General features: G+C 59.0%; 23 protein-coding genes and 1 tRNA gene. 10 read left to right on the top strand and 14 right to left on the bottom strand.

The genetic code is table 11. The annotated features are described in order from the left end of the window. The first annotated feature begins 142 nt into the window (after positions 1 to 142). A complete protein-coding gene (locus EI77_RS21630; protein ID WP_133797402.1) occupies positions 143 to 748 on the top strand; it encodes a helix-turn-helix domain-containing protein in 606 nt (201 codons plus the stop codon). 8 nt (positions 749 to 756) lie between these two features. After that, positions 757 to 1,260 carry a hypothetical protein gene (locus tag EI77_RS21625; RefSeq protein WP_133797401.1) on the top strand — a complete coding sequence of 168 codons (504 nt, stop codon included), beginning with the start codon at positions 757 to 759 and terminating at the stop codon, positions 1,258 to 1,260. A gap of 1,037 nt (positions 1,261 to 2,297) precedes the next feature. On the opposite strand, the gene purU is transcribed toward EI77_RS21625, so the two are convergent. Continuing rightward, the gene (gene purU, locus EI77_RS21620) at positions 2,298 to 3,158 is read right to left on the bottom strand and encodes a formyltetrahydrofolate deformylase (protein WP_133797400.1); all 861 of its coding nucleotides are present in this window, start codon (positions 3,156 to 3,158) and stop codon (positions 2,298 to 2,300) included. Positions 3,159 to 3,281: 123 nt separating this feature from the next. On the opposite strand from purU, the gene EI77_RS23645 reads away from it, so the two are divergent. The 5 genes from EI77_RS23645 (at position 3,282) to EI77_RS21600 (ending at position 7,343) form a co-directional block, all read left to right on the top strand. Further along, positions 3,282 to 3,560: a FitA-like ribbon-helix-helix domain-containing protein gene (locus EI77_RS23645; protein WP_208300444.1), complete on the top strand. Its 279-nt coding sequence runs from the start codon at positions 3,282 to 3,284 to the stop codon at positions 3,558 to 3,560. Then, the gene (locus EI77_RS21615; RefSeq protein WP_133797399.1) at positions 3,557 to 3,997 is read left to right on the top strand and encodes a type II toxin-antitoxin system VapC family toxin; all 441 of its coding nucleotides are present in this window, start codon (positions 3,557 to 3,559) and stop codon (positions 3,995 to 3,997) included. Before EI77_RS23645 ends, EI77_RS21615 begins: the two co-directional genes overlap by 4 nt. A gap of 153 nt (positions 3,998 to 4,150) precedes the next feature. Beyond that, positions 4,151 to 4,678, top strand: a complete 528-nt coding sequence (locus EI77_RS21610) for a gluconokinase (RefSeq protein WP_208300443.1) — start codon at positions 4,151 to 4,153, stop codon at positions 4,676 to 4,678. 9 nt (positions 4,679 to 4,687) lie between these two features. Next, complete coding sequence (locus tag EI77_RS24040; RefSeq protein ID WP_133797398.1) at positions 4,688 to 6,028, top strand: sensor histidine kinase; 1,341 nt, start codon at positions 4,688 to 4,690, stop codon at positions 6,026 to 6,028. Between the two features lie 16 nt (positions 6,029 to 6,044). Beyond that, positions 6,045 to 7,343, top strand: a complete 1,299-nt coding sequence (locus tag EI77_RS21600) for a sigma-54-dependent transcriptional regulator (protein ID WP_133797397.1) — start codon at positions 6,045 to 6,047, stop codon at positions 7,341 to 7,343. A gap of 401 nt (positions 7,344 to 7,744) precedes the next feature. On the opposite strand, the gene EI77_RS21590 is transcribed toward EI77_RS21600, so the two are convergent. Beyond that, positions 7,745 to 9,043 carry a glucose-1-phosphate adenylyltransferase gene (locus EI77_RS21590; RefSeq protein ID WP_133797396.1) on the bottom strand — a complete coding sequence of 433 codons (1,299 nt, stop codon included), beginning with the start codon at positions 9,041 to 9,043 and terminating at the stop codon, positions 7,745 to 7,747. 124 nt (positions 9,044 to 9,167) lie between these two features. Between EI77_RS21590 and EI77_RS21585 the strand changes: the two genes are divergently transcribed. Both EI77_RS21585 and EI77_RS21580 read left to right on the top strand, forming a co-directional pair. Next, positions 9,168 to 10,130 (top strand): c-type cytochrome domain-containing protein, encoded by a 963-nt coding sequence (locus EI77_RS21585; protein WP_133797395.1) that lies wholly within the window; start codon positions 9,168 to 9,170, stop codon positions 10,128 to 10,130. 166 nt (positions 10,131 to 10,296) lie between these two features. Beyond that, a complete protein-coding gene (locus EI77_RS21580; RefSeq protein WP_133797394.1) occupies positions 10,297 to 10,749 on the top strand; it encodes a GatB/YqeY domain-containing protein in 453 nt (150 codons plus the stop codon). A 3-nt stretch (positions 10,750 to 10,752) separates the two neighbouring features. On the opposite strand, the gene EI77_RS21575 is transcribed toward EI77_RS21580, so the two are convergent. From EI77_RS21575 to EI77_RS21565, 3 genes are read right to left on the bottom strand one after another with little or no spacing between them, the layout of a single operon-like run. Continuing rightward, entirely contained in the window at positions 10,753 to 11,487 is a 735-nt protein-coding gene (locus EI77_RS21575; protein ID WP_133797393.1) for an ABC transporter ATP-binding protein, read from the bottom strand. Positions 11,488 to 11,490: 3 nt separating this feature from the next. Next, the gene (locus tag EI77_RS21570) at positions 11,491 to 13,311 is read right to left on the bottom strand and encodes an efflux RND transporter periplasmic adaptor subunit (protein WP_133797392.1); all 1,821 of its coding nucleotides are present in this window, start codon (positions 13,309 to 13,311) and stop codon (positions 11,491 to 11,493) included. Beyond that, positions 13,308 to 14,996 carry a TolC family protein gene (locus tag EI77_RS21565; RefSeq protein WP_166647434.1) on the bottom strand — a complete coding sequence of 563 codons (1,689 nt, stop codon included), beginning with the start codon at positions 14,994 to 14,996 and terminating at the stop codon, positions 13,308 to 13,310. The genes EI77_RS21570 and EI77_RS21565 overlap by 4 nt, the downstream gene beginning before the upstream one ends. 242 nt (positions 14,997 to 15,238) lie before the next feature. Here EI77_RS21565 and EI77_RS21560 point away from each other — a divergent pair, with 242 nt between their 5' ends. Continuing rightward, on the top strand, positions 15,239 to 15,919 hold the full coding sequence (locus EI77_RS21560; RefSeq protein ID WP_133797390.1) for a sigma-70 family RNA polymerase sigma factor: 681 nt from the start codon (positions 15,239 to 15,241) through the stop codon (positions 15,917 to 15,919). 473 nt (positions 15,920 to 16,392) lie between these two features. Here EI77_RS21560 and EI77_RS21555 read toward each other — a convergent pair whose 3' ends face one another. The 9 genes from EI77_RS21555 to EI77_RS21515 form a co-directional block, all read right to left on the bottom strand. Next, a complete protein-coding gene (locus EI77_RS21555) occupies positions 16,393 to 16,845 on the bottom strand; it encodes a PA2169 family four-helix-bundle protein (RefSeq protein ID WP_208300442.1) in 453 nt (150 codons plus the stop codon). Between the two features lie 104 nt (positions 16,846 to 16,949). After that, positions 16,950 to 17,435, bottom strand: coding sequence for a cupin domain-containing protein (locus EI77_RS21550; RefSeq protein ID WP_133797388.1), 486 nt, complete (start codon positions 17,433 to 17,435; stop codon positions 16,950 to 16,952). A gap of 536 nt (positions 17,436 to 17,971) precedes the next feature. Continuing rightward, positions 17,972 to 18,045 (bottom strand) — tRNA-Gln (locus EI77_RS21545). Between the two features lie 87 nt (positions 18,046 to 18,132). Next, complete coding sequence (locus tag EI77_RS21540; protein WP_133797387.1) at positions 18,133 to 19,404, bottom strand: efflux RND transporter periplasmic adaptor subunit; 1,272 nt, start codon at positions 19,402 to 19,404, stop codon at positions 18,133 to 18,135. 89 nt (positions 19,405 to 19,493) lie between these two features. Beyond that, on the bottom strand, positions 19,494 to 20,762 hold the full coding sequence (locus EI77_RS21535; RefSeq protein ID WP_133797386.1) for a DUF1501 domain-containing protein: 1,269 nt from the start codon (positions 20,760 to 20,762) through the stop codon (positions 19,494 to 19,496). Between the two features lie 121 nt (positions 20,763 to 20,883). Continuing rightward, positions 20,884 to 21,192 carry a type II toxin-antitoxin system RelE/ParE family toxin gene (locus EI77_RS21530; RefSeq protein ID WP_166647433.1) on the bottom strand — a complete coding sequence of 103 codons (309 nt, stop codon included), beginning with the start codon at positions 21,190 to 21,192 and terminating at the stop codon, positions 20,884 to 20,886. Beyond that, positions 21,167 to 21,421: an addiction module protein gene (locus EI77_RS21525; protein ID WP_133797384.1), complete on the bottom strand. Its 255-nt coding sequence runs from the start codon at positions 21,419 to 21,421 to the stop codon at positions 21,167 to 21,169. Before EI77_RS21525 ends, EI77_RS21530 begins: the two co-directional genes overlap by 26 nt. Before the next feature lie 17 nt (positions 21,422 to 21,438). Then, positions 21,439 to 21,648, bottom strand: a complete 210-nt coding sequence (locus tag EI77_RS21520; RefSeq protein WP_133797383.1) for a hypothetical protein — start codon at positions 21,646 to 21,648, stop codon at positions 21,439 to 21,441. Between the two features lie 57 nt (positions 21,649 to 21,705). After that, positions 21,706 to 25,416 (bottom strand): DUF1553 domain-containing protein, encoded by a 3,711-nt coding sequence (locus EI77_RS21515; RefSeq protein ID WP_243838987.1) that lies wholly within the window; start codon positions 25,414 to 25,416, stop codon positions 21,706 to 21,708. Between the last annotated feature and the right edge of the window lie 109 nt (positions 25,417 to 25,525).

Here is a 25,525-nt window from a genome sequence, read left to right as displayed (position 1 = left end):
TGCAAAGGGTGCACTCCAGCGAGTGGGAGAGCTAAAAATGGGCCTAAGTCAAGTATGTTCTTATGAACACAAAAAATTGAAAATTTTTCTTCATTTTTAGCAAGACCAGTCTCAGTATTTGTCCCGAATACTCGACGAAACTATGGTCACACTCATTGGTCCTCAATTACGATCAGCCCGCGAACAGTTGGGGCTGACCTTGGAGGATGCTGCGCATGAAACACGCATTCCCCAGCAACGCCTGGAATGGCTGGAGGAAGATAATTATGCGGCGTTTGGCAGCCTGACCTATGCGCGGGCCTTCATCAAGATTTACAGTGCGTTTTTGGGGATCAATGCCCAGAGTCTGCTGGAGGAAATCCCTTCGACCCGGCTGCGTGGGCCCCATGCTTACCGATATCTGACGGAAAATTATGGTCCATGGGTGAATGCCCAGAACCGGCTCCGTCAGACGGTGGTGAGAGGTGGGGGAGGGCGATCCCCGGTGATGGCGGGCATTGGCATCTTTTTATTGATGCTGATCGGCACCGGGGTGTGGGGAAATCATGTGGCACGCCAGAGGCAGGCGGGGAATATGCAGGCGGTGGCCACCCATGAGGTGAAGTTGTCCACTCCTGCCCGGACTCCGAAGACGGCGTTCAGCAGTGGTGTGTTGCTACCGGGAAAGCAGAAGCAGATTTTCCACAAGCGGGTGGCTGATGCTGCGGCGGCTGCATTCGATGCTGGAATGTCTGCGGGCATGGATTAAGATGGGGCATGTCTGAAGCTTTTGTCCCCAAGCGCTGGTGGGTTTCCCCCCTGATTTTTACGGTCGCACTGATCACGGCGACCGTGATTGTCTGCAAGGTGAGCGAGACGGCACGTGAGGTGCTGGCGAAGGCGGTGATGATGATCGCCGGAGCGATGGCGACCCCGTTTATCCTGGAGAGTACGATCGCGATCGTGGGGCTGGTGATCGTGGTGGCGCTGAACCAATGGCGGCTGCAAAAAGAGGGGGACGGCTGGGTCTATCTGGCACAGACGGAGCCGGATGCGGCGAGTCTGGAGGCGGGGGCTGAGACTCCCGCGAAGCGGCTGGAGGGAGTGATCCTGACGCACGCGCCGGATGCGCGGATCGACCTGGATGCGCGTCTGGGAATCGCGGAAGGTTTTTTGGAACTGGGGCTGAAGCAGGAGGCGCTGGAGCACCTGAACCTGCTGAGCGAGGCGGAGCAAAAGGAGCCACGGGCGAAGGCGGTGCGCGCCAAGGTGGAAGCGTGAAGGGCGGGGATGGGGGGCCTTCCGGCGTCCCTCCGGGACGCGACGCAGGTTGGTGATTTGTTCGACTCGCATCCGGTGGTTCACGGTCGGTGCGCGACCTTCACCACCGGGTATTTTCCGTGCTCCCTCTGGGAGCGCCATGAGGTAATTTGGGCGCTGGGGGCAGCGATGCGCGGGACCGGACGTTTTTAGGCCTTCGATATGCGGGGGGCCTCTGCGAACGAGAATGCTTGGGGCGGACGGATGGCGGGCAGGATCACCGCAGTCGCGGGACAGGGTGCAACCGTACTTCCCTGCCAGTGTCCCTTCCGGCAAATGTTCTCAGGCCTTCGATATGCGGGGGGCCTCTGTGGACGAGAATGCTTGGGGCGGACGGATGGCGGGCAGGATCACCGCAGTCGCGGGACAGGGTGCAACCGTACTTCCCTGCCAGTGTCCATTCCGGCGTCTCTCCGGGACGCGACGCAGGTTGAAGATTTGTTCGACTCGCATCCGGTGGTTCTCGGTCGCTACGCGACCTTCACCACCGGGTATTTTCCGTGCTCCCTCTGGGAACTCCATGAGGTAACTTGGGCGCTGGGAGCAGGGATGCGCGCGACCGAATGTTTTCAGGCCTTCGATTTGCGGGGGGCCTCTGCGGACGAGAATGGTTGGGGCGGACGGATGGCGGGCAGGATCACCGCAGTCGCGGGACAGGGAGCCCACCGTGCTTCCGTGCCAGTGTTCCTTCCGGCGTCTCTCCGGGACGCGACGCAGGTTGGTGATTTTCCGCCTCTCATCCGGTGGTTCTCGGTCGCTACGCGACCTTCACCACCGGGTATTTTCCGTGCTCCCTCTGGGAGCGCCATGAGGTACCGTGGGCACTCCTTTCGCTAGGGGCAGCGATGCGCGCGACCGAATGTTTTCAGGCCTTCGATATGCGGGGGCCTCTGCGAACGAGAATGCTTGGGGCGGACGGATGGCGAGCAGGATCACCGCAGTCGCGGGATAGGGAGCCCACCGTACTTCCGTGCCAAACGGGTCTAGCCTGGGATGGGTTATTCGAAGACGACGGTCTTGTTTTGGTAAACGAGGACTTGATCCCGGACGTGCCACCAGAGGGCTTTGGCGAGGACGGTTTTTTCGAGGTCGCGACCTAAACGGACGAGGTCCTGGACGCTGTCTTCGTGGCTGACGCGCATGACGTCCTGATGGATGATGGGGCCTTCATCAAGGTCGGCGGTGACGTAGTGGCTGGTGGCACCGATGATCTTGACGCCGCGTGCGTGAGCCTGGTGGTAGGGCTTGGCACCGACAAAGGCGGGCAGGAAGCTGTGATGGATGTTGAGGATCTGATGCGGAAAGGCCTCGATCATCGCGGGGCTGATGATCTGCATGTACCGGGCGAGAACGACGGTATCCACACGCTCTTTTTTCAGCAGATCGATCTGGGCGGCTTCCTGCGCCTGCTTGTTCTCCTTGGTGATGGGGAAGTGGTGAAAGGGGATGCCGAAGCGCTCCGCCGCCGGGCGGAGGGTTTCGTGGTTGGCGATGATGAGGGGGATGTCCACCGGCAGGTCCCCGGCCTCATGGCGGGCGAGGAGGTCATAGATGCAGTGGTTTTCCTTGGTGACAAAAAGGGCGACGCGCTTGCGCCGACTGGCGAAGTGGAGGCGCATCTGCATTTCATGACGGCGGGCGAGGGGCTGGAGGCGGGCTTCGATTTCCTCCTGCTCCAGGGTGAAGTTTTCGAGGCTCCACTCCAGGCGCATAAAGAAGGTGTCCTGGGCGGGATCGATGTGCTGCTGGAGGTCGATGATGTTTCCCCGGTGGGAAAAGATGAAACCGGTGACGTCATGCACGAGACCCGGACGGTCCGGGCAATGAATCAGGAGGGTGGCAGTGTCAGGCGCAGGCATGGGTGGCGGACAAAGTCACGCAGGGGGCGGGAGTGCGCAAAGATTTATGCGGGGGATTTGAGGGGGCGGATTGGCACCGTAATTTTCACTTCCAGACCGCCTGCTCAATGGTAATATGGAAGTATGTCAGCGCTCGTCATTGAATCATTTCCAGATACGCTGTATGCCCGGTTAAAACTGACTGCGGCAGCGCATCAGCGTTCCTTGCCTCAAGAAGCAATTCATCAATTGGAGAAGGCTCTAGCGACTGAGCAGGACAGTGTCTTGCCCCCCATTGAACCACGATCTTACTGGGCAAACCGCCGCCTTTTGCCAGAATATGAAATGCTGCTGTCGTCGGGCGCTTTCTCAGGAGGCACTGAATCCAGTGAGATGATTTCTGAGGAACGGGACGCGCGATGACATCCGCCTATTACGACTCAACCTACCTGTTCAAACTTCAATGTCAGGAAAATGGCAGCTTTGAGGTGCGTGCACATGCGGTGACAATAGATGCACTTTATTGCTCCATGCACGGAAGGGCTGAATTCGTCTCCGCTTGTCATCGAAAGGTGCGCGAGGGCACAGCGACTCTGATACAACTACAAACTTTGTTGGCTCAAGTTAGCGAAGATACGAAAGCAGGTGGCTTGCGATGGTTGCCAATCACAGAAGCTACTATTTCCCGAGTCGAATCGGTTTTTAGCACAGCGTCAGAAACGACGTATCTGCGAGCAGCGGATGCAATGCATCTGGCGTGTGCAGCAGAGAATGGGTTTAGTGAGATTTACTCTAACGACCGGCATCTTTTAGCTGCGGCACATTTATTTGGGCTGCGTGGGGTGAATGTGATTCCTTGAGTTGGGCTTTCTGTCTAAAGCGAGCTTGCCCACTATTGTTATTCACTGGGAATGGGTGTCGCAGTCAGAGAAAACTAGCGGAAGAAAGATTTCTCGAGAGAAATGATTTCGGGGGTTGGATTGGGGTGGGGTTTGGGGCTTAATGGGGGGACTATGGTGAATCCGGTTTCTTCTACTGCCCTGCCCCGAACGATCATTGTGATGGGGGTGAGCGGGTGTGGGAAGACGTTGATCGGGAATCTGCTGGCGGAGAGGTTGGGCGGGGTGTGTGAGGATGCGGATGATTTCCACTCGGTGGCGAACAAGGAGAAGATGGGGGCGGGTATCCCGCTGACGGATGAGGACCGGTGGCCGTGGTATGCGACGCTGCGGGCGCGCATCGTGGAGATGCGGGAGATGACGCCGCTGTATCTGCTGGCGTGCTCGGCACTGAAGGAGATTTATCGGGAGAAGCTGCGTGAAAATGATGCGGAGGGGGTGATGATCTTTGTGCACCTGAAGGGGCCGAAGGAGGTGATCTTTTCCCGGATGGCGAAGAGGAAGGGGCATTACATGCCGGTGACGCTGCTGGACAGCCAGTTTGCGATCTTGGAGGAGTCTGCGGATTTGTGGAATGTGTCTCTGGAGCAGACGCCGGAGGAGATCGTGGAGGAGGTGGTGCGGAGACTGGGGGTGGACTGACTTTTTTTTATGAGCACTCCGAGGCGCTGGCATGTGAGCCTGGCTGCGCGATATGGCGTGGTGATGGTGGGCTTTGTGGCGGTGGGGTCCCTGCTTTTGCTGACGTGGCTGAGGTATCAGCAGCAGGAGGAGGCGAGGCGGGTTTTCGTGACGCTGGCGCAGAATGATGCGGACTTTGTGAGGCGGCTGAACCTGCCGCGCAGTGCGAAGCTGGCGGAGGATCTGCGGCAACTGCTGCGCATGGACATCCATTTCCGCGATGCAACGGGGCGGGTGGAGCCGGGGCTGCCGGAGGTGGAGGAGGCGGCGCTGCGGGACGGGCGGGGTTCAAAGGAGGTGCTGAACCTGCCGACGGGGAGGCAGGGGCTGGTGCTGCGGCTGGATGGGGAGTATGAGATGATTTTTATCCGTGAGGCGGGGCTGATGACGCTGAGCCTTTGGCATCCGGCGACGCGGTATGCGCTGGTGGCTTTTTGGCTGTTTTCGGCGGTCTTTGCCTGGGTGCTGGGGCTGCAAGTGGTGGGGCCGGTGGGAAGGCTGACGCGGGGTCTGGCGGGGTTTTTTGGCCAGAGGGAACGGGGGCTGCCGGAGACGGGGCGTAAGGACGAGATCGGCGAGCTGGCGCGGGCGCTGACGCAGGCGCGGGATGAGCTGCTAGAGGAGCGGGAGCGGCGGGAGGCATCCGAACGGCTGGCGCTGCTGGGCCGGGTGGCGACGGGGCTGGCGCATGAGATCAAGAACCCGCTGGCGGGCATCCAACTGCATGCGCAGCTGATGGAGAGTGTGGAGATGGATGCGGAATCCCGGCTCTCACTGGGGCATCTGCTGGGGGAGGTGCGGGTGATCGAGGGACTGGTGAATCAATGGTTATACCTGGCGCGGCCGGTTTCGCCCAAAAAGCAGGTGCTGGGGCTGATGCCGGTATTGAGGGAGACAATGGGGGTGCTGGAGCCGCAGGCGATGCACGCGGGGGTGAGGGTGGAGATGAAGGCGGGCGGGGAGATGGAGGCGGTGCAGGTGCGGGGGGACCGGATGAGGCTGCAACAGGTCTTCCGCAATGTGATCCTGAACGCGATCCAGGCGATGCCTGCGGGGGGGCGGGTGTGTGTGTTTGTGGAGCGGGACGGGGAGCGGGTGCGGGTGGTTTTCCAGGATGAGGGCCGGGGGTTTTCTGAGGCGGCGCTGGACCATGGGGCGGATCTTTTTTATTCAGAAAAAGAGGGGGGAATGGGGGTGGGGCTGAATGTGGCGGCAGAGATCATTTCTGCCCACGAAGGGCAAATGATGCTCAAAAACCATCCAGGAGGGGGTGCGCGGGTGGAGATTGTTTTGCCGATGGTCGTTTCCTGACCTTTGATGGCGGATTATGGCGCGTGTGCTGATCATCGAAGACGAATATGCTCTGGCGGCGGCACTCTCCACGGTGGTGAGGCGGATCGGCGCGGAGGCGGTGGTGGCGGCCTCAGGCCAGGGAGGGCTGGAAAAGGCGCAGCGGCAGGCCTTTGATGCGGTGCTGCTGGACATCGGGCTGCCGGACATGAGCGGGCTGAAGGTGCTGGCGGCGCTGAGGGAGGCTGAGAATCCACCGCCGGTGATGATCATCACGGCGCATGGGACGCTGGACAATGCGCTGGAGGCACGCCGCCTGGGGGCCTATGACTACTTTTTGAAGCCGCTGAATCTGGCGGAAATCCAGCCGCAACTGCAGGCGCTGCTGAAACTGCCGAGGCATGAGCCGCCGGCGGTGGCGAACTCGCCTGACCCGGTCATGATGATCGGCACGGCACCGGCAATGCAGCGGGCGTTTGCGGTGATCGCCCAGGCGTGTGCGACGAAGGTGCCCGTGCTGCTGACGGGCCAGCCAGGAACGGGCAAGACGCTGGCGGCGGAGGTGATCGCAGCCCAAAGCGGTACGCAGCCGCTGGTGCGCTTCCGCTGTGATGAGTGGCCGCGGGAGCAGGCGGAGGTGATGCTGGACGGGTGTCTGGAAAAAGCCCGTGGCGGGCCGCTGCTGATCGAGGAAGTGGGGGCGCTGCCACTGCCGCTGCAGGCGGTGGTGTGCCGGGCCTTAGCGAAGGAGGAGCAGCGGATTTTGGCGACGAGCTCGCATTCGCTGCTGGAGGCGGTGACGCAGGGTCGCTTCCGGGAGGATCTCTATTATCAACTGAGTGTGCTGCACGTGAGCCTGCCGCCCCTGGCGGAGAGGACGGAGGATCTGCAAGCACTAGCAGCGGCGCTGCTGAAGCGAGCGGCGGGTGAGCGTGAACTGCCGCTGGCGCTGGAATCCCTGGCGGTCCTGAAGGCCTATGCCTGGCCGGGAAATGTGCGGGAGCTGGCGGCGGCGATGCAGCATGCGGCGGCGGTGTGCTCTGCACCGCCGGTTTTACCCCGGCATCTGCCTGCGCGGTTGCTGGAAAATGACCAGGCGAATGTGCATCTGGAGACGGCGCTGAAGCGGGCCCTGGTGGCCTGGCTGGACAGGCAGCTCACCTGCCCGGAGGAGGCACTGCCGGAATACGATGCGCTGCTGGCGGAGGTGGAGAAACCGCTGCTGGCGGAGCTGCTGGCGCGGTTTGAGGATAAACCGACGCGGCTGGCGGCGGCGCTGAATATGAACCGCGCGACGCTGAGAAGGAAGCTGCGGGAGTTGTTGGGGAGGGAGTGAGGGGGGGCGGCGGAGTGCTCAGTGCTCAGTGCTCGGTGCTCGGTGCTCGGTGCTCGGTGCTCGGTGCTCGGTGCTCAGTGCTCAGTGCTCAGTGCTCAGTGCTCAGTGCTCGGTGCTCAGTGCTCAGTGCTCAGTGCTCAGTGCTCAGTGCTCAGTGCTCGGTTGTAAGGGGGGAGTAGGGGTTATAGGACGGATGGGGCCTATAGGGTGAAGGGAGTGGGCACGCTTTAATCTGAGAACTGCGCACTGAGGACTGAGCACTGGTTTTTGAATGCCGACGGGTCGTCGGCGCTCCATGGGGACGGGGGCGTTAGAACGGTCTTGCGCGGGACGCACAAGACGGCAGGCGGGACGCCCGCGCTCCAGGGGGGACGGGGCGCGCGCTCCAGGGCGGAGGGGCTTTAGATCCAGGTACCGGCGGGGATGACGGTGTCTTTGGGGATGACGACGATGCCGTCACGGATGTAAAAGAGGTCGCTGTCCATGTTCTCGGGTTTGCCTTCGGGGGTGATGACGACGTTGTCACCGACGTGGACGTTTTTATCGAGAATGACTTTTTCGATGCGGCAGTTGCGGCCAATGCCGGGGGCGGGGCGGGTGAGGTCGGTCCCGGCGGCTCCGGCGTAGTAGTCGGCCCCCATGATGACGGTGTCGCGGATGGTGGTGCCGGTCTCAATGATGGAGCGAATGCCGATGACGGCGGTTTCGACATGGGCATCGGTGATGATGCAGCCGTCCGAAATGAGGGCCTCGCGGATGACGGCACCATTGATCTTGGTGGCGGGCAGGAAACGGGCGTGGGTGAAGATGGGGGCGGAGGAATCGAAGAAATCGTATTGGGGGACGAGCTTGCAGAGGTCCAGATTCGCCTGGAAGAAGCTGCGGATGGTACCGATGTCTTCCCAGTAGCCCTGGAAATTGAAGGAATGAACTTTATACTTTTTGAGGGCAGCCGGGATGATGTGCTTGCCGAAGTCCATGCAATCGTTGTCGAGGCTTTCGATGAGGGCTTTGCGGTTGAAGACGTAAATGCCCATGGAGGCCTGATAACGGGGCTCGCTCACGGGGAGGCCGAGTTCTTTGAGGGTCTCATCCGGCATGCGCAGACCGTCCAGGAGGGCGGGATCCTTGGGCTTTTCGACGAATTCATGGATGCGACCGGTGGCATCCGCCTTCATGATGCCGAAGCTGGTGGCATCGGTGGCATTGACGGGGAGGGTGGCGATGGTGAGCTCTGCCCCGGTCATGAGGTGCTGGTCCATGACTTTGCGGAAGTCCATGCGGTAAAGCTGGTCACCGCTGAGGATGAGGAAGTATTCGTGGTCGCCTTCCAGGAAATAGCGGAGGTTTTGGCGGACGGCATCGGCCGTGCCCTGGTACCAGCGCTCTCCCTGAGGGGTCTGCTGGGCGGCGAGAACTTCAATGAAACCGCGGGTGAAATCATCAAACTGATACGTGCGGGCGATGTGGCGGTTCAGCGAGGCGCTGTTATACTGCGTGAGCACGTACACCTGACGGACGCCAGAGTTGATGCAATTGCTGATCGGGATATCGACAATGCGGTATTTACCAGCCAGGGGAACGGCAGGCTTGGCACGATCTTTGGTGAGCGGGAAAAGGCGTGTTCCAGCCCCACCGCCCATGACGATGGCTAGGGTGGAACGTCGCAAGAGGGCATCAGTTTCGATTCGTGTAGGCATGGGGGTCGTTTTGTGTGAGTTAGTTTTCCTTGAAACAAGACGCCTAGGCAAGCGTTTCTCTCGCTCATGATGCAGGTATTCCTGATGATTCTCCCTGCAACATACCCAACCACCCCCAAATCGCATGTCCTCCGCTTCGCTTCGTCTTACTTTTCTTGCGCTCGGCGCTGCTGGCCTCACCCCTCCGCTCCAGGCGGCGGTGGATTTTGAGAAACAAATTTTCCCCGTGCTCGAAGCCAAGTGCCTGGGCTGCCACTCCGCCCCGCATATGGAAGATGGCAAGATGAAGAAACCCAAGGCGGACCTGCGGCTGGATGCGGCCTGGGCGATGCTGAAGGGTGCGGAGAGCGGCCCCTCCCTGGTGCCGGGAAATCTGGCCAAAAGCTACATGTATGAGGTGGTGACGCTGCCGAAGGATGATGACATGTTCATGCCACCCAAGGGTGATCCACTGACGGAAGGTGAGATCAAGCTGCTGAAAGAATGGATCGAAAGTGGTGCGGACTTTGGCGGCTGGAAGGGCAACATGGAAGGAGCGCCCCAGGAGGCAGCCACCCCTGCCGTGGCGAAGGTGCGTGAGCATGAGGTGTTTTACAAAAAGCTGGAGGAAGGCGTGAAGCCGGCGGATGCGGCCGCGATGGAGAAAGCCAAGGCTGCGGGTGTGCAACTGGCCACGCTGAAGATGGACAGCGCCCTGCTGAGGGCCGACTTCCTGACGGGGGTCTCCAAGTGCACGGATGAGAGCGTGACGGTGCTGCTGCCGCTGAAAGAAAACATCGCGCAACTGGACCTGGGCCGGACGGTGATCACGGATGAAGCGCTGAAGACGGTGGCGCAATTTCCCCGCATGGCCTCGCTGGACCTGCGGCAGACCAAGGTGACGGATGCGGGCCTGAAATCGCTCAGCGGGCTGAAGAACCTGCAAAATCTGAACCTCTTCGGCACTGAGGTCACTGACAAAGGCGTGAAGGAACTGGCGGCGATCAAATCGCTGAAGACTGTCTCGCTCTTTCAGACGAAGGCCACGGCTGCTGGTGTGAAGGAACTGACGGATGCCATCCCTGGCATCAAGGTGACTTTGAAGTAAGCCGGTTTGCTGCCGGATCTGCCGTCAGCCATTTTTTGAAAAGCCCTCTGCCCGCCCTGGTGCAGGGGGCTTTTTGTTTTCTGCTGCGACTGAATCCGGGGGACTCCCCTTCCCCTCTGGACAAGGCAGGGTGCAGACGCCACTATCCATCCAGAAACAACCTCTTATGCCCCTTTCCCAACAGCTGACTGAAGACATGAAAACCGCCATGAAGGCGAAGGATACCGTGACCCTGAATGTGGTCCGGGGCCTGAAATCCGCCATCAAGTATGCAGCCATCGAAAAGCATGGGGCAGAAGGTGAACTGGAAGATACGGATGCCATCGCCGTGATCCGTAAAGAGCTGAAAAAGCGCCAGGACTCCGTGGCCAGCTATGAAGCAGGCGGGCGGCCTGACCTGGCAGAAACCGAGAAGGCTGAAATCGCCGTTTTGGAAAAGTATCTGCCTGCTGCGATGAGCGCCGATGAAATGGAAAAGCTGGTCAACAGCGTGATCCTGGAACTGGGTGCGACCTCCAAGAAAGACATGGGCGCGGTGATGAAGCTGCTGGGTGAACGTGCCGCAGGCCGTGCAGATAACCGTGCGCTATCCACAGAAGTGGCGAAGCGGCTCCAGTAGCCACTAAGCAGCGACGAGATGTGCGGGGTGATGGCCCTTGGCTTTGGCCCCGCGCTCATCCTTTTCCACCACCCCATCCCGCAAGCGGATGATGCGGGTGCAGCGTTCCACCATGCGTTCATCGTGGGTGACGAAGACGAGGGTTTTACCCTGCTCATTCAGCTCATCAAAGAGAGCGAGGATCTCCTGGCCTGACTTGGAATCCAGGTTGCCTGTGGCTTCATCGGCCAGGATCATGAGGGGGCTGTTAGAAAGGGCACGGGCGATGGCCACACGCTGCTGCTGTCCGCCGGAAAGTTCGTTAGGCTTGTGATAAAGACGATGGCCTAACCCCACCTGGGTGGCCAGTTTTTCCGCCACTTCGCGCATGTGTGCATCATCGGCACCGCCATAGTACATGGGCACGGAAATGTTCTCCACGACCGTGAGCTGCTGGATGAGATTGTAACTCTGGAAAATGAATCCGAGATTCCGGTTACGTGCGGAAGAGAGGTCATCGTCATTGAGGGTGGCGACGTTCTCCCCCCCCAGGAAATAATCTCCGCTGGTGGGCTGGTCCAGGCAGCCGAGGACATTCAGGAGTGTGGACTTGCCACAACCGGAAGGGCCCATGATGCAGACGTATTCCCCCGGAAAGATGTCAAAGGTGACGCCCTGGAGGACGTGGCTGAGCACATCCCCCATCTGGTAGGATTTGCGGATGTCCCGCAGGCTGATGATCGGCTCAGAAGCAGGCATGGCTCATTTAACGATGGCAGCCACATCTTTGGGCTTGGCCTTACCCTTGGGCTTGACCGGGGCCACAGGTTCTTCATCCGGAATGCCGGGAATGGAAGGTCCTGCTTTGTTTTCAGGCACCAGCTTTTTCGGCAGGGCCAGGGCGACCAGCTCTCCAACTTGAAGGCCGGTGCGGACTTCGATAAACTCATCGTTAAACAGACCTGTCTTCACTGGGCGGCGCTCCAGGCCCCCGCCAACGGTGACATAACAGTAGTGGCTGTCATTCTCCACCTCAATGCTTTGCACAGGGACGAACACGACCTCGGCAAGCTGGTCCACCAGGACTTCGACCTTGGCATTCATGCCTGGCTTCATCCAGGGATGCGTGCCCAGGATATGGACGGAGGCGGGATAAACTTTCAGGTTAGGCGTATAACGGCTGCTGGCCGAATCCGGCAGGACTGCCAGCTCCGCCACGCGGCCTTGCAGGACGACTCCAGGCTCCGCATCCACGGTGATCAGGGCAGGCTGGCCGACACGCACTTTTTTGACCTGGGATTCGTGGATGTTCACATGCACGCCCATCTGCGACATGTTGGGAATGGTGAGCACCGTCTGGCGGAAACGGACATTGGTACCTTCCTCAATGGATTCATTGAAACGGGCGGAGGCGCTGGCGTTGAGGTTGCCATAGGCCACAAGGCCGGGCTGCACGGCGCGCATCATGCAGGCCTTGAGCTGGCGGTCGAGGTCCTCTTTTTTGGCCAGTTCCATTTCATACCGGCGCTTGGCGGTGGTGAAACGGGTCTCTGCCTGGGCCATCTTGGAGCGGTTGGCACGCACGGTGCGCTGAAGCTTGGTCAGGCTCTCCCGATAAGCGGAGAGCAACTGGGCGCACTGCTTGGAGAAGGCGTATTTTTTGAACAAGGCCAGTTCAGTCTCGGCGGTCTTCACAGCCAGGGAGACTTTTTCAAAGTTCACCTGGTCATTTTCAAGCTGGGTCTTGGAGATGAAATCCCGGGCAGCGAGACGTTGGGAAGCCTCCACTTTTTGCTTGGATACGGCCAGCTCGGATTTTCTCAGCAGCAGCTCGTCCTCAAGCTGGCGGAGCATCTGCTGCGCCTCACCATCGCCGCCTGACTGTGCTTCCAGATAGGGGGAAAAATCAATGCGCTCGGTGATGGGCTTGCCGATGGTCTTTTTGAGCAGGCTTTTGGTGTCCTTTTTGGCTTCACCGACGGCGCTGATATTGGTGCCGGCTTCAAGCTGGGCATTGGCCTGAGATTCCAATGTGGAGGCAAATTTATCGAATTCGGCGGCATCTTTGGGCAGCAGGCTGACAGCCAGGAGTTTCGTGGTCAGGTCACTGCCGAGGTATTTTTCAAAGTCCATCAGGGCGAAGATGGAAGTCTCCTTCATATCCCGGACCAGGCTTTGATTTTCACTGCGCTGAATCTCACGGCCTTCATCGGCATCGATGTAAGCGGCGACGGTGCCCTGAAACTGGATTTCATGATCCTGAATGCGGGTTTTTAAATCCGAATTGTCCAGCTCCACCAGTACCTTACCCTCCTTCACATCCTCCTCCGTCACGAGGTAGCCTTCAGGAATGATGCTGAGAATTTTGGTGGGGGTTTCGATCTCGGATTTGAGTTCGAAATTCTGCAAGGCACGGATTTCCCCGCCCTGGAGTACGTTGATGGCCAGCGGCCCTTTTTGCACCGTGAAAGTGGGGACGTCCTCCCCCTGGCTGGTGGAGCCGGAAAAAAGATAGGCCCCTATAGCGATGACCGCCACAGCCGCGCCCCCGTAAATCCAAATTTTAGACTTCCCCTTTTTCATGACTCTCCCTTCGGTTTTTCTTTATTCAATACGTCCACCCAGGACCCATCTTTCTCAATGTAGAGGACTCCCATGTCGCTCCAGAGCTGAAGACGGGCGATGACGTGATCAATCAAGGTGGAGACGACCAAGTCGCGGGCGACGATGAGGCGGTCCTGAGACTCCACAATGTCACGAGCGGTCCCCTGCCCTTCCTCCATGAGTGCTTCTTCGATCTCGAGACGCTTTTGGGCCAGGGCGAGGCCTTGCTGGGCCAGGTCATACTGCTTGCGGGCCACTTCCAGCCCGCGCCAGTCACTGCGGATGGTGCTGCGGAGTTGCTCCTCAGCCAGTTCGAGTTCCCGCTGGGCGCTCTGCTCGGCGATCTGGGCAGCGCGAAGCTGATTGCGCTCCGGCTTGACGTTCAAGTTCAGGTCCACATCCACTCCGGCGGCGATGGAACGCTGGTCTGTACTCACCTGCAATCCCTGGCTGTTTACGGGAGAGCCCACCTGGTAACCGACCAGGGCATTGAGCGTGGGCAAGGTCTGCTGATGGGCGATTTTGACCTTGCGACTGGTGTCCTGTACGCGGTCGCGCTCATTGTAGATATCCAGACGGGTGATCAAAGCGGTATCCAGAACCTGATCCAGAGTGCCCTGGGGATCTGTAACCTGGAGTTTTTGCAGTTCGTCCTTGGCCAGGACGACACGCTCATTCACCGGCAGACCGAGGGAGATTTTGAGATCATCCAATTGCTCCTCATAAGTACGGATGGCATTGATCCAGTTCCGCTCATAGGTGATGCGCCCCTGCTGGATCTGCTTCAGACTGGACTGGGAGCGCAGGTTGGCGGCGGCGAGGGCGGTCTCACGCTCAATGGAAACGAGGGCGGCCCTGTAGGCGACGAAACGGTTTCGCGCAGCTTCGCGGGCCTGGACCACGCGGAAGTATTGAGTGGCGATGCCGACGGTAAAGGTCTTCCGGTATTGGGTGAAATCACGGATGGCATAGAGCACATCCCGTTCATCCTGACGCAGAGGCTCGACGGTGGCCAATACCCCTGCTCCGCGCAGGAGGGGCTGAGTGAGGGAAACGGCGGCTCTGGAATCGCTAAGACCGCGCACGTCCCCGGTGAAAAAGCGGGTGAAATCCGTGGTCAGGTCCACGGCGAGACGCGCGCCTGTTTTCATCAGGTAATCAAAGGTCACCGCCCCGCCTGTGGCCAGGGTGGAATTCCGCACGATCCGGTTTACACCATTTTGTACCTGGACATCTGAATACCCAGCGCTGCCGGAGCTATCCACGATGGGGCCGTATTGCTGCCGGGTGAGAGTGAGGGTGAGCGCGCTGAGATAAACGAGTTCTTTCCGGCTGAGGTAGGTGCGGTTGCGATGGACGGCGAAGTCCAGCGCGTCCGCCAGGGAGACGACCCGTGCACCTTTTTCGATAAAAGCCCGGTCACCGAGGAATTCGGCGGTTTCAGCACTTTTGATCAGGGTATCCAGCTTCACCGGCGCTGGCGGGGTGATGCTCAAAAGGGTGTCATCCTCTGACCCGGCGACAAACTGTGACTTTTTCCCGATGATGCCGAAGACCTCCCGGTCTGCCCATTTTTTATAGTGTCCCTGCGAACATCCTGAAAGCATACACAGACTCACCGTGGCGGCTGCGTAGAGCGTGCGTGTGAGAGGACTGTGGGGCATGGGAATCGGCATAATAAGCATTCAGCCCGCTCCTATGGGTTGGTGGAGCCTGCTGTGTGTATCTGGGGGGAGGTGACATAACGGCCAGAAAAGGATGCGTCTATCAACAGGCATTAAATAAGCCTCCCGCGTGCCCCGGCCTCAAAAAACCTTTATTTCGCATCTTTATTGCAACTGATGGCGAATCCTGCGTTTCAAATAACTCTTTGCTACGCCTAACCGACGACTTACACTGACTGCCCATGGAGGAACCGCTCCCAAAAGAAATCACCGAAGAAATGATCAAGGAGGTGTCCGGCTCACCGGCAACCCGCAAGACCTTGATCGAGCGACTGGACAACTGGAGCGACTGGGCCAGTTGGGATGAATTTTACCGTACATATTCCGGGTTCGTTTTCCATGTGGCGCGCAAGTCTGGCCTCAGTGATGATGAGGCTGGTGATGTGGTGCAGGAGACCTTCATCGGCGTGGCCAAGAACCTGCAAAAGAAGAAGTTCGATACCAGCCTGGGTTCCTTTAAATCCTTCCTGCTGAATCAGGCGCGCTGGCGCATCCTGGACCAGTTTCGCCGGCGGAAAAAACAGCAGAGCCGTGAGGCCAATCTGTATGCGGATGAAACCGATGACCGCCGCACCGCCCCCATCGACCGCTGTGCGGACCCGAACGGCATGACCCTGGAAAAACTCTGGGACAAGGAATGGCAGGACAAGGTGATGGACATCGCCCTGCGGCGTGTGAAAGCGCTCGTTTCACCCCGCCAGTACCAAATCTTTTCCTGTTATGTGCTCAAGGGCTGGAGCCCAGAGCGGGTGAAAAAGGAGCTGGGCGTGAATGCGGCTCAAGTCTATCTGGCCAAGCATCGCGTGGGCCGTATCCTCAAACGCGAGGCGGCAAAACTGGCTGCTGAAGAGGAAGGGGAATAAAACGATTTTGCGTCGCGCGCTGATCAAATGGTTCAAGCCAATAGGGGCGTCGCGAAGCGACGATTGGAGTTTGGCTCTAAACTCCAGGGCTCCCGGAGGGAGCGCGGATGCGGGAAACGTCTCCCCCACTGGGCATCGCGTCCCGGAGGGACGCCGGACGGATCGTGTGAAGGAGTCATGTCTAGGGTCAGGGCATACCTCCAGCGTCCCTCCGGGACGCCTTGCGGATTTGCACATCGGGGGTCGTCTGTCCGGTGGTTCCCGGCCGCTGCGCGACCTCCACCACCGGCTATTTTCCATGCTCCCTCCGGGAGCGCTGGTCAGATTATGTAAGCCTGTTAAAACGACATCCCTCCTCCGGTGAGGAAATCACCGACGAAGGGATGAAGCAAGAGAACCCGGAGGCTCTCAAAGGAGAAGGGATTCAGCACGGCCGGTCAGCGACTGACCGTGCTTTATCACCGAGATGGGGATTAGCGCTTTGCAGCAGCCAGGGTGTCGCGAAGGTTGCGCACATTGTCATGTGCGGACTTCACTTCAGCGGCCTGTTTCTGGACGATGGAGCGGACGTTGGCCGGGAGATCGGTGTCTTCCAACACCTTGCTGTAGGCCGCCACGGCGACGTCTTCACCGCGCTCACACTCAGCGAGGACGGCGTGTTCATCCTTGCTCATCAGAGCCGCCTTCAGGTTGAGCCAACCGCGATGCACAGCACCGGAGACGGAGCCGCTGTCAGCAGGATCATGGTCACCCAGAGAGATGACCACTTCCTGGAGCTCACCGGCGAAGCGGCTGCGCTGAAGCGAGTATTTGCTGAAGAGGGTTTTCAGGTCAGAGGATTCCACATCCTCCGATGCGGCGCGGAAGCCTTCCTGGCCATCTTTCAGAGTTTCGATCAAGTTATTGAGGGTAGAGATAGTGCTCATAGCAATGACATATCGGGAGCCGCTGCTGAAATGAGCTTGCTGAATTTATTTTCAAACGTGGTGGCCACCCCTTGCTCAGCGGCTGTTGGCCTAACGGATGCGGGTCACTTCTGCATTTTTTTCGCTGCCTTTTTCAGCGACAGCATGCCCGGGGAATTCCACTTGATGACGTGATACGTGGCGGGCGTATCCCCGGCATTGCGGATGCTATGCATTTGGTTAGCCGCCTGAAAAATGACGGACCCCGGGCCGACGATTTTGAGCTCGCCATTGACCAGGGATTCCACCGTCCCTTCCTTGACGATGATCAGTTCCTCATCCGGATGCTGATGAGGAGGATGGGCCTCCTGGCCGGGATTCAGGGTGGTGACGTGGCACTCCAGTTCATCCAGCGTGGCCGTGGGTGCGCGAAGCACACGGCGGGACTCGCCCTTTTCACTGACTTTGACAGGCAGCAGGGTCCAATCGAAAATGGTGGACCCCATGATGGCGGGACGGGCACGGTCATCACTGTCCTGCGCCAGGGCGAACAAACCAAAGGCGAGGCACAAAGGGACCAGAAGGACGGCAAAGGAGCGGTTGAATTTCATCCCGCCAGAGAACGCTAGCCGCGCTTCGTTTCCCTCAGCAGATGTATCTTCCAGATTAGTTTTCAAGATCCCGATCTAAATTTGGACCCTCTGAAAGACATAGGGCATAAAGAGAGATCAGGCCGCTAGACGTGTTGCTAGTCACGCTTCACCAGCAAACTGGCCGCAATGGCAGCGATCGGTAAACTAAACGCCACCCAGAATAAGATCCGAGGAAGGGAGTACACGGTTGTTTCCACCCATGTGCCACTTTCCACCCAGGTTCCCCGCATGAACTGGTCGAACGAATCGGCACTCAGAGAGGACATCAGGGCGATGCACACGACCCCTGTAAGAATCCCCATAGCTATCACTGCCCCCTTTAGACCTTTCCTCAAGGAAGCGCGGGTGGGTGTGCGGCTGGCTGCCCGAATGTCTTGATCGCGTGGGTCCATACTTAAAGAATACCACTCCTCAATATTGCCTATTCTTAACCACTCAGTGAAGTCTTATAGAATCAAGGTTCCAGCAGCCTGATACTGAGCGCTTAGCGCCCTTGGCTACCCCGCATGGATTCGAACCATGAACGAGAGATCCAAAATCTCCTGTGTTACCATTACACCACGGGGTAATGAGGTGAGGGTTGGCAGAATACTGCTCAATTTCACGCGTGCAACCGCAGCGGCAAAAATTTTCACGGGGTCTCCCGCCAAAAAGGTTAGGTGGCTGTGGGTTTGGCCTGGGTGAGCTTGGGTTTCGGCTCGGGTTTGGCCTTTTTTTCGCCGCCCGGTGGGTTTTTCCCATCAATGGTGGGGACGACGCGGGCACCGTCAGCGGGGAAAGGAATGGGGGTGAGGCAGAGGATATCACCGGGCTTTGGGGCCTTGGCGGCACTGGCGGAGACGACGATGTGATCTTCGTTGCTGACCATGGGCTCCACGGTCATGCGGCGGAGGGTATTCTGCGGCTGGTCGATGAGGATGATCTCATTGCCTGCACGGACGGCATTGCGGGGAATGATGTAGACGTCCTGAAGAGGTTCACCGGCGATTTCAGCTTCGACAAAAGCGCCGATGGTGAGCGGCGGAGATCCATCGGCACGCCGGGCGTACGGATCGGTGACCTGGGCGACGGCGGTGGACTGGCGGGTCTCCGCATCCAGGGAGCCTTCCACACGCACGATTTTTCCCTCCCAGGCGACGGGCTTGCCTGCGATGACGGATTTCAGATACACGGTGGCTCCATCCACGGAGGCGGTGCTTTGGTCGCTGAAGGATTGGGGGAGCTTTAGGAACTGGCTCTCACGCTCCGGCAGGGGAAGGCGAATCTCCACATAATCCACGGCAAAGATGCGACCGAGGATGGTCCCCTGCCCGACGAACTGGCCGATGTCCACGGCCTGCTCCAGCACCTGGCAGGCATAAGGAGCGCGAACGGTGGTACGCTCCAGGTCACGCTCTGCCTTGATGACTTGTGCCTTGGTGGAGGCGACATCGGCCTCGGCTTTTGCCAGTTGGGGAGTGCGGGTGACGAGGGCGGACGGGGTGCCGGTGCGGCCCATGGCACGCCAGTTTTCCACGGCCTGATCCGCCCGGGCTTTTTCCTCCGCCAGCATGACTTCCGCCTGGGCCAGCGCGGCTTTGCTGATGACGATGGCGGTTTCGTAATCCAGCGGATCCAGACGCATGAGGACATCTCCCTGGCCGAAGAATCCACCGGGGCGGAAGGACGGGCTGATTTCTATGATCTTTCCGCTTACCTCTGGCAGCAGGGTGCTGGTGGTGCGTGGCTGCACGGTGCCCTGGGAGCGCACGCGCAGATCATAGCTGGTCTTGTTTAACACGGTGCCCTCCACGCGGACGAGCGTGGGGGGCATCTCCATCTTTTTCTGTTCGGGCGGATGGGACAGCAACCACCACGCCACGAGGACGCAGCCTCCCAGCACGATGACAGGAAGAATGAAGCGAATGGCTTTGATGAGGAACCGCATGGACAAAAATTAAACGCTTCGGGATGCCTCAGGATTCAATCTTTGTCGAATGCACTTTCAGGTTTTGCAGTGGCGGTGCCCTCGTCTGTTCAGCCAAAAAGGGCTGCGATAGGCTTGCCGCCATCGGTGATCGGCACCGGACGGGAGGCATCCATCAATTCATGGGAGGGGTTGATGCCCAGGGCGGCATGGATGGTGGCGTGGAAATCCGGGGTGGAGACGGGATTTTCGACGATCTTTTTGGAAAGGTCATCTGTGACACCATAGGCACCGCAATGCTTCAGGCCACCGCCGGCCAGGATCATGCTAAAGGTGGTGCACTGGTGACCGCGACCGCCGCCGCCATCGAACTCCGGCGGGCGGCCGAATTCAGTGCCGATGGCGATGAGGGTCTTGTCCAGAATGCCATGCGCCTTCAGGTCCGCAATGAGGGTCGCCAGGGCATCATCCAGGTCCTTGATGAGCAGATGCTGGTTCAGCTGGCCGTCGTTGTGGGTGTCCCAGCCTGTGCCATTGACGAAGCCGAGGTTGTGCGAGACTTCGATGAACCGGACACCGTCCTGAATGAGGCGACGGGCCAGGAGGCAGCGCTGGCCGAACTCGCTGCCGTAGGCGTTGCGGAGGTCGGAGGATTCTTCGTCGAGGTTAAAATTGCGCATGAACTCAGGACCAGCCAGGCGCAGGCCTTCACGCTGAGCGGCCTCGTAATCCGCCAGGGAGGAATCCTGGGCGGCGCGTTCCTGAAGAGGTTTCAGGAGTTTTTCGCGGGCGCTCACGCGCTGAGAAGTGACATACTCAGGACGGGTGAAGCCGGAGGGGCCTGCCTTGGTGTCCGACAGGTAAATATTGCCATATTTGGCCCCCAGGAAACCAGGACCACGGCTGGGGCTGGGATAACCGATGAGCATGTAAGCGGGCACCTTCGGATTTGCCGCGCCACGCTGATGGGCGACGATGGAGCCGATGGAGGGATAGCTAGCATTGCCACTGACTGGGCGTCCTGTATGGACGAAGTTTGTGGCGATGGCGTGCTCGTTGATCACATTGTGAAACACGGTACGGACAGCGGTGACGTGCTCCATCTGGCGTGCGGTTTTGGGCAGGTGCTCACACACCCGCACCCCTGGGACGGAGGTCTCGATGGATGGATAGGCAGAGCCTGCCTTTTTCGGATTGGCCTTGGGATCTCCGAGAGCCTTGGGATCAAAGGTATCAATCTGGCACATGCCGCCGCCTAACCAGATGAAGATGCAATTCTCAGCCTTGCCCATTGGGATCGGCGCGGTGGTGCTGGCGCGAACGCCCATGGAGGCAAAAGGAGCCAGGGCGGCAGTTTGGAGGAAGTGGCGGCGTTTCATGGTTAATGTATCAAACGCTTTTCGGAGCGCTTTTCATATTTCTATTGCTATCACTTTCGTGGGGGGTGTGTCCACGGTGGTCTAGGTTAGGCTGGCGCAGCAAGGCTCGTTTAATAAGCAGTCACTCGTGGTCGTCCTGAATACGGGTCTTCCAGTAGTCCGGGTGGCGTTTAGTATGCATCACGGCTATTACATGGACGTCATCTTTACGTTCGCGGTAAATGATGGCGTATGGGAACTGTTTCAGATTCGAGCGGCGGTAACTCTCATGGACGAAATGACAGGATTTTGGGTTTTGGAGAATTCCGCGCAGGCTCTCGCGGAATCTCTCAATAAACCTGTCTGCATTCCAAAGACCTGTTCCCTCCAAGTAAATAACGATCTCTTCAATTTCATTCTCGACTTCAGGATGCTGACTGAATTCGTTCACGATGCCTCCTTTCAATGCGGTCAAGCACAGCAAAAGCATCCTCACACTGCACCCTGCCGCTTACGATCTCGTCCCAGCGGCGGTCCAGGGTGGCTTTCATATCGTCGGTGAGCACTTCATCGGCAGGCACGCCGGAAAAACTGTCTTGAAGACGCTCGGCAATTTCCAAGCGGTCTTCTTCCGGCAGTGTCAGCAGAGTGCCCATCAAAGATTCAGCAGCGGCGGTCATGGTGGTGTGATTCAAAGTTAAGCAGCGATGCGTTCAGGCGTGAGACGCCCCGCCTGACGGGCGGCATCCGCCGCATCGTCAAGCTCCGCAGTCCGTTGCTCCAACTCAATTTCAAGAAGCACCCGGTGAGCCAGGCCCAAGCGAGCATCCGGCAACCGGTCAATCTCCGAATGCAGGAGCGGCCGCTGGTCCTTTGGATCTGCCGAGGTGGCGGTGGTGGTGCTCATGATGGAATTTTAACCTCACTGGGATCAGAACTCAAAATCAAAATCTGGACTCAATGATCAAGGTGCAAAGACCCATTCGGGGGCGTTGAGGAGGGCCCAGAGGACGTCTTCGAGGCGGTTGCGCCATTCTTCTTTGAGGCGTTCCGTTGGGGGATCACCCGCGCGGGCGGCGGTTTCTTCCTCCATGCGCAGGGCATTGGCTTCTGCATCCAGATGGTTAGTCCAGGAGACGTATTTGGTGCGGTAGCGCGGACCAGACACTGGCGGGGAGACTTCCTGCATGCGGGAGTCATACCCTTCACTGAGGTAGGCGATGTATTGCTCACGCTCGGCAGCGGTCGGCTTGCGGGTCAGCAGGCGCAGGTAGAGCGTATCCACGAGCTGGTCTAACGGCATGTCTTGCAATGCCAAGCTGGTGATGCCGTGGTCATCGCTCAGACGGGTGAGCCAGACAGCGACGGTGCCGTTGCTCAAGATGGCAGGCTGCAGCGCATTCGGGGAATTTTCACGGCTGCTGACCGGGTCCTGACGGGAACCGCGCCAGCCGAAGGCCTCGAGCACGTCGCACACGGCCTGGATACGGGGCAGGCTCAGGCTGGGGCGGTCACGCTCGTTGCTGGTGCTGGCCAGCATCCAGGCGCGGGTAGGATTCCCCAGGGAAATGGAGCTCTTCATGTCGCGGCGACCATCGATGTCCAGGCTGACTTCCTCAGTCCGGAACGGCTTGCCGGTGGCGGCAAACAAAGCGTCCACGATCTGCTCGGCGGCCAGACGGCGGGGTGCCGGGGAGGCGAAGAGCGGGCTGGTGGCCGTGAGCTTCGAATCCGTGGCACGCTGATAGGCGTGGGAACTGAGGATGATGCGGGAGAGATTTTTCATGCTGTAACCACCGCGCACAAACTCACGGCCTAACCACTGGATGAGTTCAGGATGAGAAGGCTTGCCCTTTTCCCAATCTTCCACGGGCTCCACAATGCCACGCCCCATGAACTGCTGCCAGAGGCGGTTGGCGATGACCTGGGCAAAGCGCTCATTCTGCGGAGCTGTGATGAGGGTGGCGAGGCGGTCACGGGAATCCTTGGGATCCTGGGCCAGCGTATCGGCGACGGAGGCTGGAGCAAATTCTTCAAACGGCCAGGCGGGGTCCACTTTGGTCCCTGGTTGCAGAGTGACCTGGATGAGGGGCTTGCGGCCGCCTTCATGCAGCTTGTCCATGGGCACGCTGCTGGTCTTGGGCACGTCCACTGCTTTCATTTGCAGCATGGCGGCCAGTTCGAAGAGGTCCTGCTGCAGGCTCTTGTGAGCAGGAGCATCATGGCAGCGTGCGCACTTCATTTCGACACCGAGGAAGGCGGTGCTGATGATGGTGCCTTTGGCCGCCATGGGCACGTCATTGCCGGAGGCGGTGCCAAATCCGGCAGGGCCACCGAAGCGCTCGCTGCCTTTCATTTGCAGGAGTTCTGTCACCACGAGGTCCATGGGGCGGTCGTCCTCCAAGGCTTCATGCAGATACCAGCGGAAGGGGCCAGTGTTGTTCAGCGTAGGATTCAGGATGTTCGGATTTTCCGCCAGGGCATCCTGCCAGTAGCCCATCCATTTGTCGGCCCAGCGTTTGTCGGAAAGGAGGCGTTCAATGACTTTGGCGCGCTTGTCCTTGGAGGTGTCTGCGGTGAAGGCGGAGATTTCTTCCAGAGTCGGCACCACGCCGACGGTATCCAGAGTGACACGGCGCAGGAAGGCCAGGTCATCGCTGAGGGCGGTGATCTCGATGCGGTCCACATTCATCTCCGGCCACACGGCGCCTTCACTGATCCAGCGCTGGATCACGTCAATCTGTTCCTTCTTCAGCGGGTGCCCCTTGGGAGGCATGATGTAATCTTCATCGGTGGTGCTGATGCGGGCGAGCAAAGAGCTTTTTTCAGGCTTGCCGGGGACGATCGCAGGGCCGTCGGATTCGCCGCCTTTCAGCGCATCTGCCAGGGAGTCGAGCTTCAAATCACCCTTGGTCTTGCTGCCCTGGTGGCAGCTAAAGCAGTTCGCTTCCAGGATGGGCATCACCTCTTTGTAGAAGTTCACTCCATCCTTCTTGGCGGCAGAATACTGGAAGGAAACGGCAGCGATTTTGGCATTGAGAAAAAGGTCCACTTCATTGCTGACAGGATAGCCTTTCACCGGTGCGGGCACTTTCACAGCAGGGGCGCTGGCCAGCCACTCGGCAGCGGCTTCACGACGCTTTTTCCAGTAGCCATCATGCTGGGCACGCACCTCAGCACGGCGCTTGGCGTTCATCTCAGTCAGGCGGGCTGTCTGCTGCTTTTCATAGGCAGTCCAGCCTACGTCATTGTAGGCCACCTTGGTTTTACCGGGGCTCATGAGTTCCCAGTTTTCACTGCCTTCATAGGAAATGGCCAGCACGGTTTCACCGGTTTCAGGACGCTTTCTGGCACTGCCTACAGCACCACCGATCATGCTTTCAATCACGAACAGATGCTCACCACCCTTGGTTTCAAACTCCGCCCAGGTTTCCTGAGTCCCAGGAGGTGCAAAACGGAAGTCGGGGCCCAGGTTCAGGTAAACATCCTGCTCAGCCACACGGCCATGACCGCCGGTATCCGAACGGGCAAAGGGGAGGTCCAGGAACGGCTTGCCATCAATGTGCAGACGGGTGGCACTGCGACCACGCACCAGCAGGCGATGCTTGCCCGCAGGCAGATTCACCACCGAGGCAGCACGAAGGAGATAGGGGATGGGGCGGTCACCGCGCACACCTGTTTCCACATACTTCTGCGGCACTTCAGACAGGCCAAAGACATCCAGCGTGTAGGTCTCGCTGGCCGTCGGAGGCATGGCAGGCCAGGAGTTTTTCGGCGGCACGCCTTCTTCACAAATCTGAACCAGCACCTGACCCTTCGGCAGTTTTTTGGCATCAATGGCTGGTGGTGGCGGCTGGAACTGGTAACGCTGGGCCAGCAAGGCCTCCGGGAGGATCTCGCGATAGATGGCGATTTCATCCAGGGCACCGTTCAGGGTATTGCCTGAACCGCCGCCGTAGCCGGTGCCGATCATGACATCATCGGCATCACTCACCGGCGGTTCGGTGGACTTGCCTGCGATGTCCCAGACACCACCGGGGGTCTTCTTGCCGTCCACATAGGCCTTCATCGTCTCCGGTTTCCCAAAGGTGTAGGTCACGGCGATGTGATGCCAACCGGAGCCGGGGCTGAAGCCTTCCTTGGAAACCCAGCGGTGATAATTTTCCGCACCGGCTTTGTTGCGGCTGCGGAAGAGGAAGCAGGGGCGTGCTTCGCCATCTTCACCCTTCAGGCGCAGCGCCCAGTTCTGGTTCTCGGCCGTGAAGCCTTTGGCCTTGTTACGACCTTTGCCGACGAGATAGACATACTTGCCGTTACCCAGTTCTTCAGCATTGACCCAGGCCTCGATGCTGATCGTCTCGCCTTGCACAAAACGCAGATTTGTTTCTGGCAGGTCGGCCTCGCGGACTTGAATATAGCTGTCTTTGCCCGTAAAAACGGCCGCTTTGTTCCCTTTGGGAAAACCAGGATAGATCGGCTTCTGCGGCCCAGTGGCATCAATGCTGGCTTTGCCCTTCAGCACGCCGGGTTCTTTGGCGTCAAAGGTCCACTTCACCAGAGGTGTCACCTTTGGGATAGGCGTGGAGTCATTCTGCGCGGCATCCTTGGCATCATCCGGGACATCAGCGGCCAGCAGGAAGCCGGGAAACAAAAGAAATGAAAGAGCGCGGGTCATGGTGATCATCAGTGTGATGATTTAAACGCGCTCTGACGAGACATTTCACAGTCTCTCACACCCCACTTTAGGGGGATGAGAGGGGAATGGTGAGATTCTTGAATAGCAG

The sequence above is a fragment of the Prosthecobacter fusiformis genome (assembly GCF_004364345.1).
Taxonomy (GTDB): Bacteria; Verrucomicrobiota; Verrucomicrobiia; order Verrucomicrobiales; family Verrucomicrobiaceae; genus Prosthecobacter; species Prosthecobacter fusiformis.
This window is presented reverse-complemented; position numbering and strand designations above follow the sequence as displayed.